At 65.2% G+C, this 22246-nt stretch carries 18 protein-coding genes; 11 read left to right on the top strand and 7 right to left on the bottom strand.

Going from position 1 to position 22246, the window contains the following annotated elements:
- Positions 1-71 precede the first annotated feature (71 nt).
- The 5 genes from HV823_RS02875 to HV823_RS02855 form a co-directional block, all read right to left on the bottom strand.
- Positions 72-380: a DUF6107 family protein gene (locus HV823_RS02875; protein ID WP_176948249.1), complete on the bottom strand. Its 309-nt coding sequence runs from the start codon at positions 378-380 to the stop codon at positions 72-74.
- A 241-nt stretch (positions 381-621) separates the two neighbouring features.
- A complete protein-coding gene (locus tag HV823_RS02870; RefSeq protein WP_176948248.1) occupies positions 622-1800 on the bottom strand; it encodes a phage portal protein in 1179 nt (392 codons plus the stop codon).
- 75 nt (positions 1801-1875) lie between these two features.
- Positions 1876-2526 carry a hypothetical protein gene (locus HV823_RS02865; RefSeq protein ID WP_246300856.1) on the bottom strand — a complete coding sequence of 217 codons (651 nt, stop codon included), beginning with the start codon at positions 2524-2526 and terminating at the stop codon, positions 1876-1878.
- Between the two features lie 279 nt (positions 2527-2805).
- Complete coding sequence (locus HV823_RS02860; protein ID WP_246300854.1) at positions 2806-4203, bottom strand: DNA-packaging protein; 1398 nt, start codon at positions 4201-4203, stop codon at positions 2806-2808.
- 436 nt (positions 4204-4639) lie between these two features.
- A complete protein-coding gene (locus HV823_RS02855) occupies positions 4640-5206 on the bottom strand; it encodes a hypothetical protein (RefSeq protein WP_176948247.1) in 567 nt (188 codons plus the stop codon).
- A gap of 416 nt (positions 5207-5622) precedes the next feature.
- Between HV823_RS02855 and HV823_RS02850 the strand changes: the two genes are divergently transcribed.
- The 5 genes from HV823_RS02850 (at position 5623) to HV823_RS02830 (ending at position 11328) form a co-directional block, all read left to right on the top strand.
- The gene (locus tag HV823_RS02850; RefSeq protein WP_176948657.1) at positions 5623-5988 is read left to right on the top strand and encodes an MmcQ/YjbR family DNA-binding protein; all 366 of its coding nucleotides are present in this window, start codon (positions 5623-5625) and stop codon (positions 5986-5988) included.
- Between the two features lie 177 nt (positions 5989-6165).
- Positions 6166-7482, top strand: coding sequence for a UDP-glucose dehydrogenase family protein (locus HV823_RS02845; RefSeq protein WP_097135944.1), 1317 nt, complete (start codon positions 6166-6168; stop codon positions 7480-7482).
- Positions 7483-7484: 2 nt separating this feature from the next.
- On the top strand, positions 7485-8519 hold the full coding sequence (locus HV823_RS02840) for an NAD-dependent epimerase/dehydratase family protein (RefSeq protein ID WP_176948246.1): 1035 nt from the start codon (positions 7485-7487) through the stop codon (positions 8517-8519).
- 279 nt (positions 8520-8798) lie between these two features.
- Positions 8799-10535: an adenylate/guanylate cyclase domain-containing protein gene (locus HV823_RS02835; RefSeq protein WP_246300845.1), complete on the top strand. Its 1737-nt coding sequence runs from the start codon at positions 8799-8801 to the stop codon at positions 10533-10535.
- Positions 10536-10881: 346 nt separating this feature from the next.
- Complete coding sequence (locus HV823_RS02830; RefSeq protein ID WP_176948245.1) at positions 10882-11328, top strand: hypothetical protein; 447 nt, start codon at positions 10882-10884, stop codon at positions 11326-11328.
- 223 nt (positions 11329-11551) lie between these two features.
- On the opposite strand, the gene HV823_RS02825 is transcribed toward HV823_RS02830, so the two are convergent.
- Both HV823_RS02825 and HV823_RS02820 read right to left on the bottom strand, forming a co-directional pair.
- A complete protein-coding gene (locus tag HV823_RS02825; protein ID WP_176948244.1) occupies positions 11552-12034 on the bottom strand; it encodes a class I SAM-dependent methyltransferase in 483 nt (160 codons plus the stop codon).
- Positions 12035-12113: 79 nt separating this feature from the next.
- The gene (locus HV823_RS02820) at positions 12114-13424 is read right to left on the bottom strand and encodes a nucleotide sugar dehydrogenase (protein ID WP_176948655.1); all 1311 of its coding nucleotides are present in this window, start codon (positions 13422-13424) and stop codon (positions 12114-12116) included.
- A 313-nt stretch (positions 13425-13737) separates the two neighbouring features.
- Here HV823_RS02820 and HV823_RS02815 point away from each other — a divergent pair, with 313 nt between their 5' ends.
- The 6 genes from HV823_RS02815 (at position 13738) to HV823_RS02790 (ending at position 22184) form a co-directional block, all read left to right on the top strand.
- Positions 13738-15102 carry an adenylate/guanylate cyclase domain-containing protein gene (locus HV823_RS02815; protein WP_176948243.1) on the top strand — a complete coding sequence of 455 codons (1365 nt, stop codon included), beginning with the start codon at positions 13738-13740 and terminating at the stop codon, positions 15100-15102.
- 1 nt (position 15103) lies between these two features.
- Positions 15104-16063, top strand: a complete 960-nt coding sequence (locus HV823_RS02810) for a polysaccharide lyase family 20 protein (RefSeq protein WP_176948242.1) — start codon at positions 15104-15106, stop codon at positions 16061-16063.
- Between the two features lie 150 nt (positions 16064-16213).
- Positions 16214-18103 (top strand): ABC transporter ATP-binding protein, encoded by a 1890-nt coding sequence (locus tag HV823_RS02805; RefSeq protein ID WP_176948241.1) that lies wholly within the window; start codon positions 16214-16216, stop codon positions 18101-18103.
- Positions 18100-20010, top strand: coding sequence for an ABC transporter substrate-binding protein (locus tag HV823_RS02800; RefSeq protein WP_176948240.1), 1911 nt, complete (start codon positions 18100-18102; stop codon positions 20008-20010). The genes HV823_RS02805 and HV823_RS02800 overlap by 4 nt, the downstream gene beginning before the upstream one ends.
- Before the next feature lie 3 nt (positions 20011-20013).
- Positions 20014-21012: an ABC transporter permease gene (locus HV823_RS02795; RefSeq protein ID WP_176948239.1), complete on the top strand. Its 999-nt coding sequence runs from the start codon at positions 20014-20016 to the stop codon at positions 21010-21012.
- Positions 21009-22184, top strand: a complete 1176-nt coding sequence (locus HV823_RS02790; RefSeq protein ID WP_176948238.1) for an ABC transporter permease — start codon at positions 21009-21011, stop codon at positions 22182-22184. The genes HV823_RS02795 and HV823_RS02790 overlap by 4 nt, the downstream gene beginning before the upstream one ends.
- Positions 22185-22246 lie beyond the last annotated feature (62 nt).

Below are 22246 nucleotides of genomic sequence, written 5' to 3'. Positions count from 1 at the left end.
CCCTCGGTCTTCCAAAGCGTGTGGCGTCTATTTGGAGCCATTCCGTTGGCTCCCATCGGCTACGACACGCTCTAGCCCTTCATCCTGTCTGCCGCCCGCATCAGCACGCCAAGCCCCCACCAGGCGCTCAGGCTGGCGGCGGCGGAGCCTGCAAGCGTCACCTCGTAGCGGGAGATGAAGGCGACGATGTCGAGGCGGGTGGCGATCCACATCCCGGTCGGGCCGCCGAAGATCATCCCGCAGGTCAGGCCGGTAATGAAACGCGAGGCAGCCTCGCGCCGCCCCTTGGGCAACATATAGACGAGCGACACGGCAGCACCCGCCGCCGAGCCAACCCAGCGTGCGCCCCAGAGCGGCGCGTCGTTTCCGAAGTCAGCCATCGTTAAACCTTTCCGATATACCTGATGTCGCCCGGTTCACGCAGGCGAACGCAACGCCGCCGCCCGGCAAGGCGCGACGTCCCGTCTCCTGGAAATTTCCGAATCTTTTGAATCTCTTGGCGGACGCCGCTGGGAGATCGATTCAATCGGCTGAGAAGCCGATTCAACCGCCCCTTTGGCGGTTTCAGCGCCCGACCCGCGTCCCATGAACTTCACACAGAACACGCGCGCCTGATGGACGTCAGTATCCCACCGCCTGCCGCTTCTCCTCGTCGCTGAGGAAAGTCGCCGCGCCGACCCGCGACCACAGTTCGCCGCGCTCGGCCGAAAGCCCCGACACCTGGTCGAGGTCCGGCGCCAGCCGCAGCGCCGTTTCCCGCCCCTCCGACAGCCAACCCGACAGGGCAGAAGCGGTGCGGAAGATCAGCGGCAGCACCGTCAGGCGCCAGAAGGCGCGGTTGGCTTCCTGGTAGTTGGCATAGGTCGCGTCGCCGGGAATGCCGATCAGCATCGGCGGCACGCCGAAAGCCAGCGCGATGTCGCGCGCCGCCCCGTTCTTCGCCTCGACGAAGTCCATCTCGCGCGGGCTCATGCCCATCGCCTTCCAGTCCAGCCCGCCCTCCAGAAGCATCGGCCGGCCGGCGCGCGCCGGTCCGGAATAGCCCTCCTCCAGCTCCGCCTTCAGCCGCTCATACTGGTCGGGGGCGAGATTGCCGCCGTCCTTCGGCTGGTAGACGAGCGCGCCGGAAGGACGTGCCGAATTGTCGAGCAGCGCCTTGTTCCAGTGCGCGGCCGCGTTGGAGAGGTCGAGCGCTGTGGAGGCAGCCTCCAGCGGCGCAAAACCCAGATGATCGTCGAGCGGATGAAAGAGCCGCAGATGCAGCACGGCGGCCCCCTCCTCGCCGGCCGGATCAGCCGCTGCGGGATATCGCCGCGCATGGCCGCCAGCCCGGTACTCATAGGCTTCCGGCCAGCCGTCCCGCCCCTCAAGAACCCGCATCCGGTCGGGCCGCAGAAGATGCAGTTCGCGCAGCGTCCCGCCGATGCGCACGCCCTCGATGAAGGCGTTGCCGGAGATCAGCAGGTGGCCGTACAGCGCTTCGAAGAACTCGTTGCCGCCCAGGCGCGGGTTCGGCCGGGCCAGCAGCGCGACGGCCACATCGTCCGTCGTCTCCTCCGCGCCCTCGTAGACCAGCCAGGGCACCGAAGCCGCCGCCTCGGCGATCATCCGCACGGCGCGGTGCGCCACCGGATTTCGCATGAAACCCTCGCGTGCCAGCGCCGCATAACTGCGGCTCGTCCAGCGGGCGCGCCCCTCCGCAGTCAGCGTCACGAAGCCTCCTGCCGTCGCCTTGGTTTCGGGAATGGCAACGCCATTCGCCCCGGCGCGCCGCCAGGGCAATGAAAACGGAAATCTCATCGGAAATGTCCTCGTCGAAAGGGCTGTCGCCGGCGGCTCGGTGTCGGCCGCCGCGGTGTCGGTTCTGGCAGATCCTCAGCCGGTGGTGTAGCTGATTGCCGAATAATAGTGCTTTGCGTAACGGGCGATGTCGTCGGCACGATCGTAGCCGTTGACGATGCGGCGCGCCTCGACCCATTCCTCGCGTGGGCCGTCAAAGAAGTCGCCCAGTGACTTGCCCGTATAGCGCCCCTCGATCATGCCGTCGAACAGCATGGTGAGCGCGCCGTCCGTCTGCAGCGCGTCGTCCGGGGATTCTGCGATTCCGAACTTTTCGTAATTCGTCTTCCCGGTGATCTGCACCAGCCCACGGCCGCGATAGCGCCAGCCCTCACCGCTTGCCTCGTCGCCATTGCCCAGCCTGTCGGCATAGACGCGATTGGCGATCTTTTCCGGCTTTCCGGCATAACGCGCCGCCTCCGCCGCATCCTTGAAACGCCCTGGGAAGACCTCGAGCAGGCGCTTGGCGGAATAGTTCAGGTTCTCTTCGACCGGCTGCATCCTTCCGCCCGTCTCGTGATAGGCCGTCGCCAGCATGTAGGCGAGCCAGCGGTCGTCGTCTTTCGGGATGTCCTTTTCCCAGCGGTCAAGAATCGCCGAATGCCCGTCCACGGCGTCCTGGTCCAACCCGTTCTTGTAGAGGTGCGTGCGCACCCGGTCGAAGAAGAACTTTCGGTTGATCGACATCATCCCCTCCGTCACAGCAATATTTTCCACAAGCGCATGGCGGCCTCGGTGCGCGCCCGGCCGGCCAAGGCCGCGTTTGCTCTCTTCAAGCACCACGCCACCCCGCGCAAATCAGCCCCGTCGCAATGCGGCCGCAGCACTTGCCACGCTCCGCTCTGTGGCAGTGTCTGCTCTATCGCCGTCGTCGAATGCATCCGGCGGTTTCAGCGCACTCAACCATAACGGAAAACGAAATGCACGCAAAAACTGCATAATTCATGTAAGCTCGCTATAATTGCATCAAATCTCTCGCACGCGCGGCTCGCCGCGCCGTTCCAGAACCAGCGCCGTCAGCGCCCAGACCAGCGCGTCGAGGCGGTCGGGAGACCGGCCGGAAGACAATCCGTCCGGACCGAAGTCGCACATCTGGTCCTCCAGCTCGGGAAAACTGCCGGCATGGACCACCCGCCCCTGCTCGTAGAGTGCTGCAACCGGCTCGGCGCGCAGGAACTTGCCGCGCGTCGCCCGCACCATGGTCACCGGCAGGGCCGCGTCGATACTGCGCAGCACCGCCGTTACCATGTCGCCGCCCTGGTTGACCTCGGCCACCACCCGGTCCGAGTCGAAGCGGCGGAAGGCGCGGACCACAGCCCCCGCCCATCCGGCCGGGCTCGCGCCCACGACGGAGAGGTCGGCGAGAACCACCGCCCGGCCCGCCTCGTCGAGCCCGGCCACGACGATCCCGCAGCAGGAATGCGCCGAGGCCGTTGCCGGCGGATCGACCGCCACGACGATGCGCGACAGCGGCCCGGACATCCGCTGGCGGATCGCCTCCAGCCTGTCGCGGCTCCACAGCGCATCCTCGCGGTCGGCGATCATCTCGCCGTCCAGTTCCTGCCGTCCGAGGCGCGTGCCGCCATAGCGCTCGTTCAGCGCCTCGATGAAACCTTTCGCCAGGTTTCCTGCATTGTCGGCAGTGCGGATCTTCGCCAGCACCGTGCCCCGGTCGGACGCCATCGCCCGCAAAATCTGTACCGCACGCGGCGTCGTCGTCACCAGCGTCCGCGGCCGGTCGCCCAGCCGCAGGCCGAACTGCAGCATGTCCCAGGTTTCCTGCCCATGCCGCCATTTGCCGAGTTCGTCGCACCACGCCAGGTGAAACTGCGGGCCGCGCAGGCTTTCGGGATCCTCCGACGAGAAGATCTGCGCGATCGTCCCGTTCGGCCACACCAGCCGCCGGCGCGAGGCTTCGAATTCCGGCCTGTGCCGCCGCGCGATGCGGCAGATGCCGGAAACTCCGTCGATCATCACCTCGCGGGCGTCGCCCAGAGTTTCGGCCACCAGCGCGATCCTGAGCTTGCCCGTCCTGCGCGCCACCTCGTGAACCCATTCCGCCCCCGCCCGCGTCTTGCCCGATCCGCGCCCGCCCATCAGCAGCCAGACGCGCCAGTCGCCTTTTGGCGGCTCCTGCGCGGGGTGGCGTTGCAATTCCCACAGGCGGAGACCCGCAGCCAGCGGCAGTCCGGCAACATCCAGCGGCCGGTCGATAGCTGACGCCAGATCCGCCCCGGTTTCGATGCCGCCACAGTCAACCGACTGCGGTGTGCCACGTTCCGTTTCGCTCAGGCCCGGAGCGGTGCCAAGACCAGAGCCCGTACCGGTTCCGGTTTCTCTTCCGGTTCCGATGGCACACTCCATGTGGTTCGCATCCTTTTCCGTGCCCCAGGCCAAGCCCTCAACGACAGCAGCAACGGTGGCGCCGGGAGAATGCGAACTGCATCCGCCGCCCGCCGCGCCATCGCCGATTGTTGATGGCCGCATCTGAGCCGCGGCATCCGCCGTTGGCCTCACCTCTACCTCAGGGTCTGTCGAAGGCTTCGCCCGCACCGCGGCAACTTGCGCTGGCTGCGCCGTCCCCTCCGCCGCACGAACGGCTTGCTGCTGCGCGGCCTTTTCGCCGGCAGCACCTTCCGCAACATTGCTGGATCCGATCCGCGCTTGCAGCACCGTCATCGTGGCGAGTGCATCTGTCACTGCCGCCTTATGTCGCTTGCCCACGCGTGCCGCCTCATCCGCCATGCGCCCGCTCGCCTTTGCAATTGCCTTTTCGATCTTCCGGGCGAGCCGGCGCTCCTCACGGGCCGTTCTTGCCGTCGGCGCCACTGCCGGAAACCGCGCCGCCTTCCGTCCGCTCCGCGCAGGTCCCATGTTCCGCCTTCCACTTTTCGAGATAAGCGCGCGCCTTCGCCTCGACGCGGCGGTCGAACTCGGCGATCAGCGCGTCGATGTCGGCCACCTCGCCCTGACGCTCCTCGGCATCCCGCCGCTCGCTCATGATCGTCCGCTGCAGGCTGTCGATTTTCTCCAGCGTGCGCACGATCAGCGATACAGCCTCGATCGCCGCCTTCGCGTCGGCCTGCCCGAGCTTGCGTTCGGCCTCGTCGGCCGCCTCGGCGGCAATCTGCTCGGCGGAGCGCCGCTGGCTCTGGAACCGCTGGAAGCGTTCGCGCAATTCCTTCGTCATCTGCGACAGCATCGCCTGCATGTCGCCGAGCGGGTCGCCATCCACCTCCGACTTGAGGTCGAGAACCGCCGCCGCGCCGCCTTCGCCCCACCGCACACCCGCGGCAAAGCCGTCATAGGCCGGCTGCGTCGCCGGCAGGCCGAACAGGCCTGGATCGACGTCGTCAAAATCGTGCATCACTTGCTCCGGAAACAAAAAAAGCGCCGCGATCCTGACCGGACGGGCGCTTCAGCTCATATCTGAACAACCAGCTCAAACAGCCGGTCGGCGGGCGGATATCACCCCGGACAAGGGAGGCGACCCGCGCTCATGTCATAGCCGCCAGAACGATGGCCATGCGTGGCTTGGCCCATCCTGGGCAGCGTTGCGACCCGAGCGGTTCTGCCAGCGTAGCCCGGTATCGATCTCGTCTTTTCCCGGGACCACCCACAGCGTTTCGGCCGCCCGGCGACCTCTCCGCCCGCACTTTTCCGACTGTAGCAATACCCTACCAAACGACCGTCACGCCGTCAAGGATTTTTTTCCTATTCCGGCAAGAAAACACCGCCGCGGCATCACCTTTCAGCCCACCCCGATCCGTGCTACCTTTGAACATGTTATCCGAAGATCTGGTCCAGATGGCGCTGGCAATGCCGGGCGCCGAGGAAAGCGCTCATTTCGGCAAGCGCGATTTTCGCGTGCGTGGACGTATCTTTCTGACCCTTCCCGAAGCCGGCCGGGCCGTCTGCAAGCTGACGCCGGGCCAGCAGGCCATGCTTCTGCAAACCGAACCCGGACTGTGCGCCGCCGTTCCGGGCGGCTGGGGGCACAAGGGCTGGACCTCGCTCTATTTCGCCGGTGCGAATCGTGAAACCGTCCAGCACATCGTCGAAACCGCGTGGCGAAATGCCTCGCCCGCCCGCAAGCCGTCGCCCGCCACCGGGCAAGGCGCCGCGGAAGAGCGGCCCACCAGCCACTGATTGCGCATCTTGCCCGGCGCAGCACGGGGCAAAGCGTCGGCGTACAACTCCCCGCCTCGCCAAAAAATGTCTTTCTTTCTTCCGCCGGATGAATAGAAGTTCGATCCGAACCGCCGCAAAGCCGGCACTTCTATTTGACCGCCCTCTGGCGGAACAGAACAAGACGATGGGTTTCATATGCGGATTGTGATGATTGGCGCCGGCTATGTCGGCCTTGTTTCGGGTGTGTGCTTCGCCGATTTCGGCCACGAGGTCATCTGCGTCGACAATGTCGAGGAAAAGATCGAGGCGCTGCGCAAGGGCGAGATCCCGATCTTCGAACCGGGCCTGCACGAGCTCGTCAAGTCCAACAGCGAGTCCGGCCGGCTGAGCTTCACCACCGACCTCGAAAAGGCGGTCGCCTGGGCCGACGTCGTCTTCATCGCGGTCGGCACGCCCTCGCGCCGCGGCGACGGCCATGCGGACCTGACCTATGTCTATGCCGCTGCCCGCCAGATCGCCAAGGCCATGGACGGCTACACCGTCGTCGTCACCAAGTCGACCGTGCCGGTCGGCACCGGCGACGAGGTCGAGCGCATCATCCGCGAGACCAATCCGGACGCGGATTTCTCCGTCGTCTCCAACCCGGAATTCCTCCGCGAAGGCGCGGCCATCGGCGACTTCAAGCGTCCCGACCGCATCGTCGTCGGCACTGACGAGCCGCGCGCGATCGAAGTGATGAGCGAGGTCTACCGCCCGCTGCATCTCAACGAGGGCCCGCTGTTCTTCTGCGAGCGCCGTACCTCGGAACTGATCAAGTACGCCGCCAACGCCTTCCTCGCCATGAAGATCACCTTCATCAATGAGATCGCCGACCTGTGCGAGCGCCTCGGCGCGGACGTGCAGAAGGTCTCCAAGGGCATCGGCTACGACAAGCGCATCGGCGACAAGTTCCTGCACGCCGGCCCCGGCTACGGCGGCTCGTGCTTCCCGAAGGACACGCTGGCGCTGGTCAAGACCGCGTCGGATGCCGACAGCCCGATGCGCCTGATCGAGACCACCGTCGCCATCAACGACAACCGCAAGCGCGCCATGGCCCGCAAGGTGATCGCCGCCTGCGGCGGCTCGGTGCGCGGCAAGAAGATCGCCGTCCTTGGCCTCACCTTCAAGCCCAACACCGACGACCTTCGCGATGCCCCGTCGCTGACCATCATCCAGGCCCTGCAGGATAACGGCGCGAAGATCGCTGCCTTCGACCCGGAAGGCATGGACGGCGCCCGCGCCATCCTGTCGAATGTCGAATTCGGCGCCGATCCTTACGCGATCGCCGCCGATGCCGACGCGCTCGTGCTGGTCACGGAATGGGACGAGTTCCGCGCACTGGACTTCCGCAAGCTTCATGCCACGATGAAAGCGCCGAACCTGGTCGACCTGCGCAACGTCTACCCGCCGCAGGAAGTGGCGCGTTACGGCTTCCAGTATGTCGGCATCGGCCGGAGCGGCGACGGGAAATAAGCATGCGCTACTTCATTACCGGCACGGCCGGCTTCATCGGCTTCCATCTCGCCCGGCGCCTGCTGGAGGCCGGACACGAAGTCGTCGGCCTTGACGGAATGACCCCCTACTACGACGTCAGGCTGAAGGAAGCGCGCAATGCGGGGCTGGTGCAGTTCCCGGCCTACCGCTTCCATCAGGTGATGCTCGAGGACCAGGCCGGCGTGCGCCGTGCGCTTCAGGACGCAGCCCCCGATGTCATCGTGCATCTCGCCGCGCAGGCCGGCGTGCGCTACAGCCTCGAGGAGCCGAAGTCCTATGTCGAGGCCAACATCCTCGGCACCTGGAACCTTCTGGAAGCCGCCCGCGCCGTCGGCGCGCGCCACCTCATGCTCGCCTCCTCGTCTTCGGTCTACGGCGCCAACGACAAGATCCCGTTCCGCGAAGGCGACCGCACCGACGAGCCGCTGACGATCTACGGCGCCAGCAAGAAGGCGATGGAGGTCATGGCGCACAGCTATGCCCACCTCTACAACCTTCCGACCACGGCCTTCCGCTTCTTCACCGTCTATGGCTCCTGGGGCCGTCCGGACATGGCGCTGTTCAAGTTCACCGATGCCATTCTCGAGGACCGCGAGATCGAGCTCTACGGCGAGGGCCGGATGAGCCGCGACTTCACCTTCGTCGGCGATCTCGTCGAGGCCATGCTGAAACTGTCCGTCGTCATTCCAGGCGAGGACAATCGCGTCGCCGTTCCCACAGGCCTCGATACGCTGTCGCATCAGGCGCCGTTCCGCATCGTCAACATCGGCGGCGGAAATCCGGTCGGGCTGATGGACTTCGTATCGACGCTGGAGGATGCGCTCGGACGCAAGGCCCGGCACAAGCTGCTGCCGATGCAGCCCGGCGAGGCACCGCGCACCTTCGCAAGCCCGGACCTTCTCCAGGCCCTGACCGGCTACAAGCCGGCAACTCCGCTTGCCGCCGGCGTGAGGGACTTCGTCGACTGGTATCGCGACTACTACCACGTGGACAGGCGCGCCGCGCAGGGCGCCTGATCTTCAAGCAGGGTTCAAAGGGTGGCCGCGCCTCGGCCGGCAGGCAGCAGCGTCACCTGAATATGTGACGCTGCGTCAACGATCTACCGCCTTCTCCCGGCCGCGTTACTGGCATAGTTATTACGAATCGGCCTTGCGGAGTGCATGCGGCCGTTCGCCTCGGCCCGCCCATAGCGCCCGACAAAGCCAAAAGCCTCTCAGCTCCCGGGCGAGGCGTCCGGAACGGAATCCGCAAATGGCAGTTTCACAAGTCGCAGATCAGGATCGCCGGACCGGAACATGAACAAGGCCATAGCGGCGATCACCTCCGAACGTTTTCTGCAGAAGCTTCGCCTCGGGTCTGGCCTTGTCATGCTCACCTTCGTGGGCATGCATCTGTTCAACCATGCACTGCTGCTCGTCTCGCTCGATATGGCCGATCGCGTCAGCGTCGTCTTCGCTCTCATCTGGCGCAACCCGGTCGGCACGATCCTGCTTTACGGCGCGCTCGTCACCCATGTCGGACTGGTACTGCGTTCGCTGTACCACCGCCGGACGCTGCGCATGCCGATGCGCGAGGCTGCGCAGGTTCTCTTTGGCCTGCTGATCCCCTTCCTCATCATTGAACACGTCGTCCCCGCCCGCCTTTCGCAGCCGCTCTACGGCATCGTGGTCGACTACCGGATGGTTATCCGCAGCCTGTGGGTGGTCAATCCGCTGTCGGGCCTGCGCCAGGCGGCAGCGCTTGTCTTCATCTGGGCGCATGGCTGCTTCGGCGTCTATTTCTGGCTGCGGTATCGCAGCTGGTATGCCACAGCCGCTCCCTGGCTCTTTGCCGTCGCCATCCTCGTTCCGGTGCTTGCCCTTCTCGGGTTCGCGGACGTCGGGCGCATGCTCGCGCACATGGCCGAGAGTGCGCCGCAGATGGACCCGGCCTATGCGCAGTCGCTGCGCGCGACCCGCCCGCCGATCGACCAGGCAGCGGTGGCGCAGGGGCTGGGCCAGATCAAGTTCGTCCTGTACGCAATCTTTTCCGCCGCCATCCTTCTCGTTGCCGTCCTTCGCCGCATGCGGACGCTGGCCGAGCGCGCCTCACAGATCACCATCCGCTATTCCAACGGGGCGCAGGTGCGCGCCCCGCGCGGCCTCAGCCTGCTTGAGGCCAGCCGCTACGGCGACGTGCCGCACTATTCGGTCTGCGGCGGCAAGGGGCGCTGTTCCACCTGCCGGGTACGCGTTCTGGACACCTACGCGCCCCTACCCCCACCCGGCACGATCGAGGCCGCCACGCTTTCGCGCATCCATGCGGATGCGGATGTGCGGCTCGGCTGCCAGTTGCATCCGACCGCCGATCTCAGTGTCGCATTGCTGATGGCGCCGAACCCGGATGCCGCCCTGCCGGTTGCCACCGAACCGGTGCGGCCGGGCCGGGAGGCGGAGATCGTCGTCCTGTTCTGCGACCTGCGCGCCTTCACCGACCTGTCGGAGACCAAGCTGCCCTACGACGTGGTGTTCCTGCTGAACCGTTACTTTGCGATCGTCGGCCAGGCGGTCGAAGACGCCGGCGGGCGGCTCGACAAGTTCATCGGCGACGGCGCCATGGCGCTGTTCGGTCTCGGCGGCAAGCACGAGCAAGCATCCCGGCAGGCTTTGGCAGCCGCCGCCGCGATCGTCCGCGACATCGGCCATCTCAACGAAGAACTCGGCCACGACTTCGCCATGCACCTGCGCGTTGCGATCGGCGTCCATACCGGGCCGAGCGTCGTCGGCATGATGGGCTACGGCTCGACCAAGAGCCTGACCGCCGTCGGCGACACCGTCAACGTTGCAAGCCGGCTGGAAAGCACAGCAAAGCAGCACGACGTCGCCATTGTCGTCTCCGAGAGGGCGCTGCGACAATCCGGGATCGTGGTCGAAGGCCTGCAGGACGACGTCATCACCATCCGCGGTCGCAGCGCGCCGCTACGCGTCTACCTCGTCACCGAGGCCGAGAGCCGGCGGTTTGCGGCGGATGCGGAGAATGCGCGGAGCGCGTAACGAACGTTGGCCCGTCGCCATTCGCGCGCAACGGACCGCAAGACCCGCGATGCTGGAAACAACCGATCGAAGCAGGAAGTGCCGACGGACGGAAAAGCGGAGAATGCCGCGGGCGGTGGCGGTGGCGGCGCACCTGCGGGCGGGAACGCGGAAGGCCGAGCAGCCCAACATCGTCGGGCGACCGCCGCAGGCCGACCGGCCGGCACTGTGGGCGGATACCTGTCGGGACGGGAAAGCACTGCCTGACCTGCAAGCCGCCTCGCCTGCGCGTGTTCGGCAGGTGGAGCCTGTACCCCGCCACAGTTCTGTGGTCTGTGCCTGCCGAAGGCACTTACGAGGTACTGCGATGATTCGGTCGAAACTGCTTCTTCTTCCCCTCGCCGGGCTGCTCGGCGCAGCACTCGCCGGCTGCGAGACATCGGGCTATTCCGGCGGCGGCTACTATTCCGAGCCGCCACGCTACCGAGTCGTCGAACCGCGCTACGATCGCGACTATCGCCGGTACGACAACTGGGACGGGCGCGGCGACAGGGACGACCGGCGGCCGAGCGACGACAGGGACAGGGACAGGGACCGCAATCGGGATCAGGACCGGGATCGCGACGCAAACCGGGACAGGGATCGCAACAACGACCGCACGCGAAACGACGACCAGCGGCGGGGATACGACCAGCGCCAGCAGGACAACAAGCAGCAGGATAGCAAGAGGCCTGAGCGCGACAAGAGCCGCAACGACCGTCCGTCGCAGCGCGATTGCGAACGTGGCGACAGCAACTGCCGGCCGCGTAGCTGATTTCCGGCGGGGGCCGATCCGGCCCTCCCCGCTCCACTGCGGCTTGCGGCACCACGGTCCGTCCCGGCGCAAACTTCGGGGCGATCGGAAATCGGCGCCAATGCGTAACAGCGGCCTCATTGTCGCTGGAGCAGACGGGCGGCGCGTTTCCGGTCGATCATCCCATTCCGTTTAGCCAACAGAATGCCAAATAGACGCGACCCGCTTTATGCCGGAAACGCCCTCACCCTTTCCGGTAGAGGAAATACCGGTCCTGCGGCACGCTTTCCGGCACCTCAAGCCTCTGCAGCGACGGTTCGTCCAGCGGCAGGCCGCTGACGGCGATGCCGCCCGGCGCCAGCATGCCGGCCACCATCTGCGGCAGCCATGTCAGCGTGACGGCATCCTTTTCCGGATATCCGGTGCCGATGTCGGCATGAACCAGGGCCGCCTCGCCCGTTTCGAACTTCTTCCCGGTGTCGCAGATCTCGCCCAGCATCAGGCAGCCCGGCTCCGGCACGCTCGAGGCATGCGCGCCACATGCCCGGTCGAAGGCCAGGATCCGGCGACGCGGATAAAGCTCGCGCAGATGGCTGAAGGTGCGGCCATTGCCGAGCCCGATCTCCATGACCGCGCCCTCGTCAGGCAATGCCAGATGCTCGCTGACATAGTTGAGAATGTCGCGCTGTGCCGTCAGGCGACGGATGAAACTGTCGAGACGGCTCATGCTGGCTCCCGCTCTCCCTCGTTGTCGCACTCTCGGGCGCGATCACTGGCGCGCGCTCGCGCGCTGTCGGCCTCCACCGCTAGGCCTTGACGATGTTGCTGCCTTCGATGCCGCGGCGGGCAAAGGCGTTGCGGGTGTCTACGATCAGCGGCGACCATTGCGCAAGTGCGCCATAGTCTACGATGTCGTGATCGGTCGAGATCAGCACCGCGTCGTAGCCGCGCACTGCCTGCTCGTCGAGTTCGACTGACCGCCGTCCCTTCAGCGCCATGTACTCGCGGGTGCCGGGCACCTCGGCGACGAAGGGGTCGTGGTAGTCGACCGCCCCCTTTCGCTCCTCGATCAGTTCGATCAGCTTCAGCGAAGGGCTTTCGCGGATGTCGGGCACGTTCTTCTTGTAGGCAAGGCCGATCACGAGGATGCGCGAACGGCTGAGCGCCTTGCCGAGGCGGATGTCGAGCGCTTCGGCAAGCTGAGACACGACATGGCGCGGCATTGCCGAGTTGATCTCGCCGGCAAGCTCGATGAAGCGCGTCGGCAATTCGAACTCGCGCGACTTCCATGTCAGGTAGAACGGATCGATCGGGATGCAGTGCCCGCCAAGGCCAGGTCCGGGATAGAAGGGCATGTAACCGAAGGGCTTGGTCTTGGCCGCGTCTACCACTTCCCATATGTCGATGCCCATTGCCTCGTAGAGCACCTTCAGCTCGTTGACGAGGGCGATGTTGACCGCGCGGAAGACGTTTTCGGTCAACTTGACGGCTTCGGCGGTCGCGTTGGAGGACACCGGCACGGTCGCCTTGACCACCGCGCCGTAGAAGGCCTGCATCAGCGCGGACGCGGCCTCGCCGTCACCGGCCACGACCTTCGGAATGGTCGCCGTATCGAAGTCGCGGTTGCCGGGATCCTCGCGCTCGGGGGAAAAGCCGAGGAAGAAATCGACGCCGGACCGCAATCCCCCGCGCTCGAGGATCGGTCGTACAAGCTCGTCCGTCGTTCCGGGCCATGTCGTCGATTCCAGCACGACCAGTTGCCCCGGCCGCAGCGTCCGCGCAATGGCTTCGGCGGTCTTGACGACATAGGACATGTCCGGTTCGCGCTGTTTGGTCAGCGGCGTCGGCACGCAGATCACCACCACGTCGCATTCGGAAAGTACCGCAAAATCGGTCGTCGAACGGAACCGGCCAGCCTGTGTCTCGGCCGCCAGCGCTTCTGCCGGCACCGCCTCGATATAGGATGTCCCGGCGTCAAGCGCTGTGATCTTTTCGGGGTCGATGTCGAAGCCGGTCACGGTAAAGCCGCTTCGCGCAATCGTGATCGCCAGCGGGAGCCCGACATAGCCGAGCCCGATGATGCCGGCGCGTGCACTTTTCCCGGCAATCGCCGTCATCAGGGTTTCGGCGGAAGAAGGAAGCAAGGTCAATGCGTTGGGCCCTTTTGGTCTGGTGGCAGACAATTGGGCGCAAATCGCTGCCGCGTCAAGCCGAGCCGGGACGCCCTCGCGGCGCGGCCGCGACCGGCGAGAAAGATTTCTTCGCCGCCGCTTCTGGTTTCAGGATGGTGCCTCCCTTATATCTTGTTGCACTGCGTCGTAGCGGTTCGACCGCCCGACGCTCCCCGGGGCAAGCCGGAAGACTTCACATCGACACTTCGCCTCGGCATCGCTGCGACAGCGCGCCATCAGGCATCGACAAGGACAAAAGATGAACACGCGTACGGCCGACGTCTCCAACATCCTCCTTGATCGCGTCTCCTCCTGGCTGAAGACCGCGGCGCTCGGCGGCGAAAACCTGGAATATATCATCTCCGGCTTCTGCGAACGGCTTGCCTCCGCCGGCCTGCCGCTTCTGCGCGTCCATCTCAGCTTTTCGATGCTGCATCCGCTCTACGACGCGCTGGGCTTCACCTGGATGCGCGGCCAGGGCGTCACCGTCGAAGGCTTCCGCGCCTCGGGCGAGGACAGCGAGCCGTCGCGCTTCCTGCTCAGCCCGTACTACTACCTGCTCAACAACAGCCTCGATCACCTTCGCCGGCGCATCGACCACAAGGCGCCCTCCGAGTTTCCGATCTTCGACGACCTCAAGGAGGCCGGCGCGACGGACTATCTGGCCTTCGTCCAGTCGTTCGGCGAATCGCCCGGCCAGGGCATGGTCGGATCATGGTCCACCGATGCCCCCGGCGGCTTCAGCGACAACGTCATCGAAGCGCTCCTGAAGATCCAGAACAGCCTCGCGGTCGCAGCCAAGATGGCCGTGCTGGGAAAGCTCGCCGACAACATGCTGATGACCTATCTCGGCGGCAATGCCGGCCGGCGGGTGCTTTCGGGCCAGATCCGCCGCGGCGACGGCGAAACCATCCGCGCCGCCCTCGTCATGGCCGACATGCGCCAGTCGACGGTGCTCGCCGAAAAGGAGGGTCGCCAGGCCTATATCGATACGCTCAACCAGTTCTTCGATGCGATCGCCACGCCGTTCAACCGGAACGGCGGCGAGATCCTGTCCTTCATCGGCGACGGCTTCCTCGCGGTCTATCCTTGCGGCCGGCACCGCGAGCCCTCGCAGGTGGCGGCCCAGGCGGCGATGTCCGCCGTCCGCCATGCGACGATGCGCATGGAGGAACTCAACACCAAACGCCACAAGGACGGCCTCGCCGACATCCGCTACGGCATCGGCCTGCACGTCGGCAACGTCATGTTCGGCAATGTCGGGTTGAAGGACCGGCTGACCTTCTCGGCCTTCGGCTCGGCGGTCAACGAGGTGCAGCGGCTGCAGGGACTGACGAAGAAATACTCGAAGTCGATCGTCGCCAGCCAGACGTTCGCCACCTATTGCGGCGGCGAATGGACGACGCTGGGCGAGGAGAAGCTGCGCGGGGTCCGGCAGAAGCTGACGGTGCTGCTGCCGGGGCAGACCAATCTCAAGATCGACCGGGCCGAAGCGCTCGACGGCGAAGGCCGCGACGGACGCTCGGAGGCCGAGCAGGTCATGCTGCTTTATCGCGACGCGCGTTCCACTCCCAGTGCGGACAGGCGGGCGAGCATTCCGTTGATTGCACGCGGGCTGAACTGACATGGCCGGCGGCTCTTCCCGACGGAATGAAGCCGCGCAGCCCCGCCCCTTCGAGGCGCCGCTTTTCGACGGCTTCGAAGGCGCCACCTTCTCTCCCTCCGGTGGCCTCTACTATCGCGACAATCCCGAGCAGCGCGCCGGCTGTGTCGAGTTCCAGAGCGCGGTCACGCACCGCAGCGCGGGCGCGCTGAAGCTCAGCGTCCGCCCGCTCTGGGGCGGCGAAAGCGGACGAAGCGAGCGGGCGGAGATCTGGGAGCGGTCGCGCCTGCGCGTCCCCTATGACTGCGCCGTCTGGTACGGGTTCTCGGTCCGCTTCGCCGATCCGGTGCCGCAAGACGCCACGCGTCACCTGATCGCCCAATGGAAGCGGGAGATCGGCCCGGCCGCCAAGGGTGACTACAGCCCGTTCTTCGCCCTGAGGCTCGTTCGCGGCAGGCTGTTCGCCACCGTCGAGACGACGCTGCGCCCGGGTGACGGGACCAGCGACGGCGACGATGCTGGCCACGCCGATGCCGGTATGGCGGCAGCCTCCACCCCTGTCTGGCTGCGGCCGGAGAAGCACCAGATGCGCGCGCTCGTCGCCACCGACCCGCGATGGGGAGCGCTTGACGGACAGCCCTACGGCGCGCGCACCGGTCGCATCAGGGTGACCGACCGCGGCAACCGGCTGCCTTTACCCGAAAGTGGCTGGATCGACTTTGCCGTCATGACCCGGCCGGGGCCGGACGGCAGCGGCCATGTCGAACTGTTCGCAAACGACCGCTGGATCGTCACGGTGAAAGGCGACATCGGCCACGACGATCCCGGGCTCGGCCCGCGGCAATACTTCAAGTTCGGCCCCTATCGCGCAGCCGCGAAGGGGGAGTGGACGCTCTACTTCGACAACTTCCGCCGCTCGCTGCACGCAACCGACATTCTCGGCAGCGAAGGACTTTCCGCGCTCGCGGCAGACGCCTGCTGAAAATCGAATCCGGTGCATGTTTATGAACAGGGTTTGTCATACAACCTCAACGCGTTCAGCCTATGGCAAATGTCATGGACAGGCCCAATGGCCTCGGATAGTCTGCCGTACTTCTGGTGGTAACAAAGAGTAACAAAGGATACTCCGGGCATGATCTTAGGGGCGGATCTGTTGCGGATAGAAGATCTCAGCATCTCGTTCGCAATGCTCGGGGGCAGGATCGACGCGGTACGCAAGGCGAGCCTGCGGGTTTCCCCGGGCAAGGTGACTGCGCTCGTCGGTGAGTCCGGCTCGGGCAAATCCGTCATCAGCCAGGCAGTCATGGGCATCCTGCCGAAGATCGCGACAGCCAGCGGCCGTATCCTTTTCAACGACCCGCTCGACGGCGTGCAGACCGACATCCTGAAGCTATCGCATGACGGGCCGGATATCCGCGCCATCCGCGGCCGCCGCATCGGCAAGATCTTCCAGGAGCCGATGACCTCGCTCTCGCCGCTGCACACGATCGGCGACCAGGTCAGCGAAGTGCTGACCATCCACGAGGACATGTCGAAGGACGAGCGCTACGAGCGCACCATCGAGATGCTGCGCCTGGTCGGCTTCTCCACGCCCGAGCGCGCTTTCCGCATGTACCCCTTCGAGCTTTCGGGCGGCATGCGCCAGCGCGCCATGATCGCGCTCGCCCTGATCTGCCGTCCGGCGCTTCTGATTGCCGACGAGCCGACGACTGCGCTCGACGTGACGATCCAGGCACAGATCCTTCGCCTGCTGAAGGACCTGCAGCAGGAATTCAACATGGCGATGCTGCTGATCACCCACGATCTCGGTGTCGTCGCCAACGTCGCCGACGAAGTGGTGGTGATCTACCACGGCGAGGTGATGGAGGCAGGCACGGTGGAGGACATCTTCCGCCGCCCGACGCATCCCTATCTCAAGGGCCTCATGGCGGCGGTGCCGCATTTCGACATGAAGCCCGGCGAGCGGCTGAAGGCGTTGCGCGAGGTTCCGGTGAATGCCTCGCAACTCATCGGCAAGTCGGGCGGGAACGAACCGCCGGGACCGGATGTGCTTCTGTCGGTGCGTGATCTCACCAAGTCCTACAAGGTCCGCAAGGCCGGGTTTTTCCGGCAGCCGGACGAGGCACCGATGCGCGCCGTCGACAGCGTCAGCTTCGACATCCGCCGTGGCGAGTGCCTCGGTCTCGTCGGCGAGAGCGGTTGCGGCAAGACCACCGTCAGCAAGATGCTGATGCGGGCGGTGACGCCGGATTCCGGATCCATCCTCTTCCACGACCGGCAGGGCCCGATCGACGTTTTGCGCGCGGACGGCGCACAGCTGAAGCGCCTGCGCAGCAAGATCCAGATGGTGTTCCAGGACCCCGTCTCCTCGCTGTCGCCGCGCATGACGGTTCAGAACATCCTTTCCGAGCCGCTCGAGATCCACAAGCGCGGCACGCCGAAATCGCGACTGGAGACGGTCAGCGCGCTGATGGAAGTGATCGGCCTCAACGGCCGCTATCTCAACCGCTATCCCCACTCGTTTTCCGGCGGCCAGCGGCAGCGCATCGGCATCGCCCGGGCGCTGGCACTCGGGCCGGAGCTCCTGATCTGCGACGAGCCGGTGTCCGCGCTTGACGTTTCGGTGCAGGCACAGATCCTCAACCTGCTGAAAGACCTGCAAAAAGACCTTGGCTTGACCTACCTGTTTATTTCGCACAATCTGGCGGTAGTCGACTATATGGCCGACCGGATCGCGGTGATGTGCGCGGGACGGATAGTCGAACTCGCGCCGCGTGAAATTCTCATGCGTGCGCCCGTTCACCCCTATACGAAGTCGCTCCTTGCAGCCGTCCCGTTCCCCGATCTCGATCGGCCGCTGGACTTTTCGACGTTGCAGACGGCGAATGCCAGCGACATGCGGAACTGGTCCGCGCCGTTCCGCCAGGACGACGATGGCCACGGCCTGGCGACCGCCGATCTCGGCGATGGCCATCTCGTGCTCGCCCGTAACAATGCGGATGTAAGAGAGTTGCGCCCGTGATCACTCGTCGAACCGTACTCGGCATGCTTGCCGCGACCTGTCTGTCCCCGCCGCTGGCGCGGGCGGCGCTTGCCCTGGAGGAACCGGAATTCCTGAAGGAAAAGCTTGGCGACGGCGCCCTGCCGCCAATGGCCGAGCGCCTTCCCAAGGTGCCGCGCGTCGTCAATCTCGCGGCGATGGACCGCAAGCCCGGACAATATGGCGGCTCGGCGCGGATGATCATCGGCAGCCAGAAGGATATCCGCCTGATGACCATCAATGGCTATGCGCGGCTCGTCGGTTTCGACGAGCACCTGGCGCTGCAGCCGGACATCCTGGAAAGCTTCGACCAGATTGAAAACCGTGCCTACACGTTCCGCCTGCGCGAGGGACACCGCTGGTCGGACGGCCATCCCTTCACCGTGGACGACTTCGCCTACTACTGGGAGGACGTGCTCAACAACAAGGAGATGCGCCCGCGCGGCCTGCCGCTCGACCTTCTGTCGGAAGGAAAGCCGCCGCGTTTCGAGGTGATCGATCCGCTGACCGTGCGTTATACATGGGACGTTCCGAACCCGGACTTCCTGCTCCGGCTTGCCTCGCCGCAACCGCTGACGCTGGCGCTGCCCGCCCACTACATGAAGCAGTTCCATCCGAAATATGCCGATCCGGAAACGCTGAAGAAGCTGATCGAGGACAGCGGCTCCGACGACTGGACGGGACTGCATATCGACATGTCGCGCACCTACCGGCCAGAGAATCCGGAGCTACCGACGCTCGACCCGTGGCGCAACCTGACGAAGCCCCCGGCCGAGCAGTTCATTTTCGAGCGCAACCCGTTCTACCACCGCGTCGACGAGACGGGGCAGCAGCTACCCTATATCGACCGGATCTTCCTGAACGTCTCCGCGCCGGGCATCATTCCCGCCAAGGCTGGAGCCGGCGAAACCGACCTGCAGGCGGGCGGCCTGGATTTTGCCGACTACACCTTCCTCAAGGACGCCGAGGACCGCTATCCGATCCGCGTCAGCCTGTGGGAACGCACCCAGGGGTCGCGCGTCGCGCTCCTGCCCAATCTCAACTGCGGCGACAAGGCCTGGCGCGACCTGTTCCGCGACGTCCGCTTCCGCCGGGCTCTGTCGATGGCGATAGACCGGGAAGAGATCAACAAGGCGAGCTTCTTCGGCCTCGCCCGCGAGAGCGCCGATACCATCCTGCCGCAGAGCCCTCTCTTCAAGGAGGAGTACCAGCACGCCTGGGCGCAGTTCGACCCCGACCTCGCCGACAAGCTTCTCGACGAGGTGGGCCTGAAGGAGCGGCGCAGCGACGGCCTGCGGCTTCTGCCGGACGGGCGACCTGCCAGCATGATCATCGAATCCGCCGGCGAAAGCACGCTGGAGACCGACGTCCTCGAACTCGTCACCGATCACTGGCGGCAGGTGGGGCTGGCGCTCAGCGTCCGGACTTCACAGCGCGACGTGTTCCGCAGCCGGGCGCTCGGCGGCGAGATCATGCTGTCGGTGCAGCAGGGCATCGACAACGGCATTCCCACCCCCGACATGTCCCCGTCCGCCCTTGCGCCGACCGGCGACGAGCAGTTGCAATGGCCGGTATGGGGCCTGCACTATCTCTCGGCCGAGCAGAAGGGCGAGGCGCCGGAGCTGCCCGAGGCAAAAAGGCTCGTCGAGCTGATGCGACAGTGGAAACGTTCAAGCTCGACCGCCGAACGCGAGACGATATGGACGGAGATGCTGACGATCTATACCCAGCAGGTGTTCTCGATCGGCATCGTCAACGGCACGCTGCAGCCGGTCGTCAGCAACCGGAAGATCAGGAACGTGCCGGAGAACGGGCTCTACGGATTTGATCCCACCGCCTTCATGGGTGTCTATCTGCCCGATACGTTCTGGTACGACGGGAGCGCCTGATTGATGCTGCGATATATCCTCTGGCGCATCGCCGTCATGGTGCCGACGCTGCTCCTGATCTCCATGCTCGTCTTCACCATCATCGAGCTGCCGCCCGGCGACTATTTCGAGAGCTACATCTCCGAACTGCGCGCCATGGGCGAAGCGGCGGACATGGAGGAGATCGAGGCGCTGCGCGAACGCTACGGCTTCGACCAGCCGGCGCCGATCCGCTACATCCAATGGGTTGGCGGCATGCTGCACGGCGATTTCGGCTATTCCTTCGAATACCAGCTGCCGGTGTCCGACGTGGTGGGCGACCGGCTGTGGCTGACGGTGCTCGTCTCCTTCGTCACCATCCTCGTCACCTGGATCATCGCCTTTCCGATCGGCATCTACTCGGCCACCCACCAGTACAGCTGGGGCGATTACGGCCTGACCTTCCTCGGCCTGCTCGGGCTCGCGGTGCCGAACTTCATTCTCGCGCTGATTCTCATGTACTTCGCCAACATCTGGTTCGGCACCTCGATCGGCCACCTGATGGACCAGAAGTACCTGAACGAGCCGATGAGCTGGGACAAGGCCATGTCGATCCTGGAGCACCTGTGGATCCCGGTCATCATCATCGGCACGGCCGGAACGGCCGGCATGGTGCGCCGCCTGCGCGCAAACCTTCTCGACGAATTGCAGAAGCAGTATGTCGTCACCGCGCGCGCCAAGGGCATGGGTCCGTTCCGGGCGCTGGTGAAATATCCACTGCGCATGTCGCTCAACTTCTTCATCTCCGACATCGGCTCGATCCTGCCGCAGATCATCTCCGGCGCCGAAATCACCGCGATCGTGCTGTCGCTGGAAACGACCGGGCCGATGCTGATCAAGGCGCTGCAGAGCCAGGACATGTATCTGGCGGGCTCGTTCTTGATGTTCCTCGCCTTCCTCACCGTCATCGGCGTGCTGGTCTCCGATATCGCGCTCGCCCTGCTTGATCCGCGCATCAGACTCCAGGGCGGGAGCACGAAATGACCGCATCGCTTCCCCCGTCCGGCGCGCCGCTCAGCCACTACGTCTCCACCGCCCCATTCGACCCCTATTCCGTCGAAGCGATGACGGCGGGACAGGCGAAGATCTTCCAGGCCTCGCAGCTGCGGTTGATGTGGTGGAAGTTCAAGAAGCACAGGATCGCGCTTGCCTCCGGCATCTTCCTGCTGGCGCTCTACCTGATGATCGTCGTCGCGGAGTTCCTGGCACCCTACAATCTGCATACCCGCAACATGGACTTCATCCATGCGCCGCCGCAGCGCGTGCGCCTGTTCCACGAGGGACAGCTCGTCGGTCCGTTCGTCTACGGCCGGACGATGACGCTGGACATGGACACGCTCAGGCGCGTCTATGCCGACGACAAAAGCGACGTGCAGCGGCTGCGCTTCTTCTGCTCGGGCGACCCCTACAAATTCTGGGGGATTTGGGAGGCCAGCACCCATCTCGTCTGCCCGGCCAAGGACGGCGAGTTCTTCGCGCTCGGCACCGACCGCCTCGGCCGCGACGTGCTTTCGCGCATCATCTACGGCGCGCGGATCTCGCTGACGATCGGCCTGATCGGCATCGCGGTGAGTTTCACGCTCGGCATTGTCATCGGCGGCTTTGCCGGTTATCACGGCGGCGTCATCGACCTCGTTGTGCAGCGCATCATCGAGGTCCTGCAATCAATTCCCAGCATCCCGCTGTGGATGGCGCTTGCGGCGATCATGCCCGTGAGCTGGAGTCCCATTCTTGTCTATCTCGGCATCACAGTCATTCTCGGCCTGCTCGACTGGACCGGACTTGCGCGTGCCGTTCGCTCGAAGCTTCTGGCACTGCGCGAGGAAGACTATGTGCTGGCGGCACAGCTGATGGGAGCCAGGAGCAGCCGCATCATCGGGCGCCATCTCGTGCCGGGCTTCATGTCGCACCTGATCGCGTCCGCCACGATCACCATACCCGGCATGATTCTCGGCGAGACTGCGCTGAGCTTCCTGGGGCTGGGCCTGCGGCCGCCGATCACGAGCTGGGGGATCCTATTGACGGAAGCGCGAAGCGTCAGCGTGATCGCTTTTTATCCCTGGCTCTTGTATCCGATGATACCCGTCATACTTGTCATCCTGGCGTTCAATTTCCTGGGTGACGGCTTGCGCGACGCCGCCGACCCTTACAAGTAACGCGAAAATATGCGATGCATAAGCTATCTGGAGAATTCGGTCGTTTGACCCGTACGAAGAGC

Source organism: Mycoplana rhizolycopersici (genome assembly GCF_013378445.1).
Taxonomy (GTDB): domain Bacteria; phylum Pseudomonadota; class Alphaproteobacteria; order Rhizobiales; family Rhizobiaceae; genus Mycoplana; species Mycoplana rhizolycopersici.
This window is presented reverse-complemented; position numbering and strand designations above follow the sequence as displayed.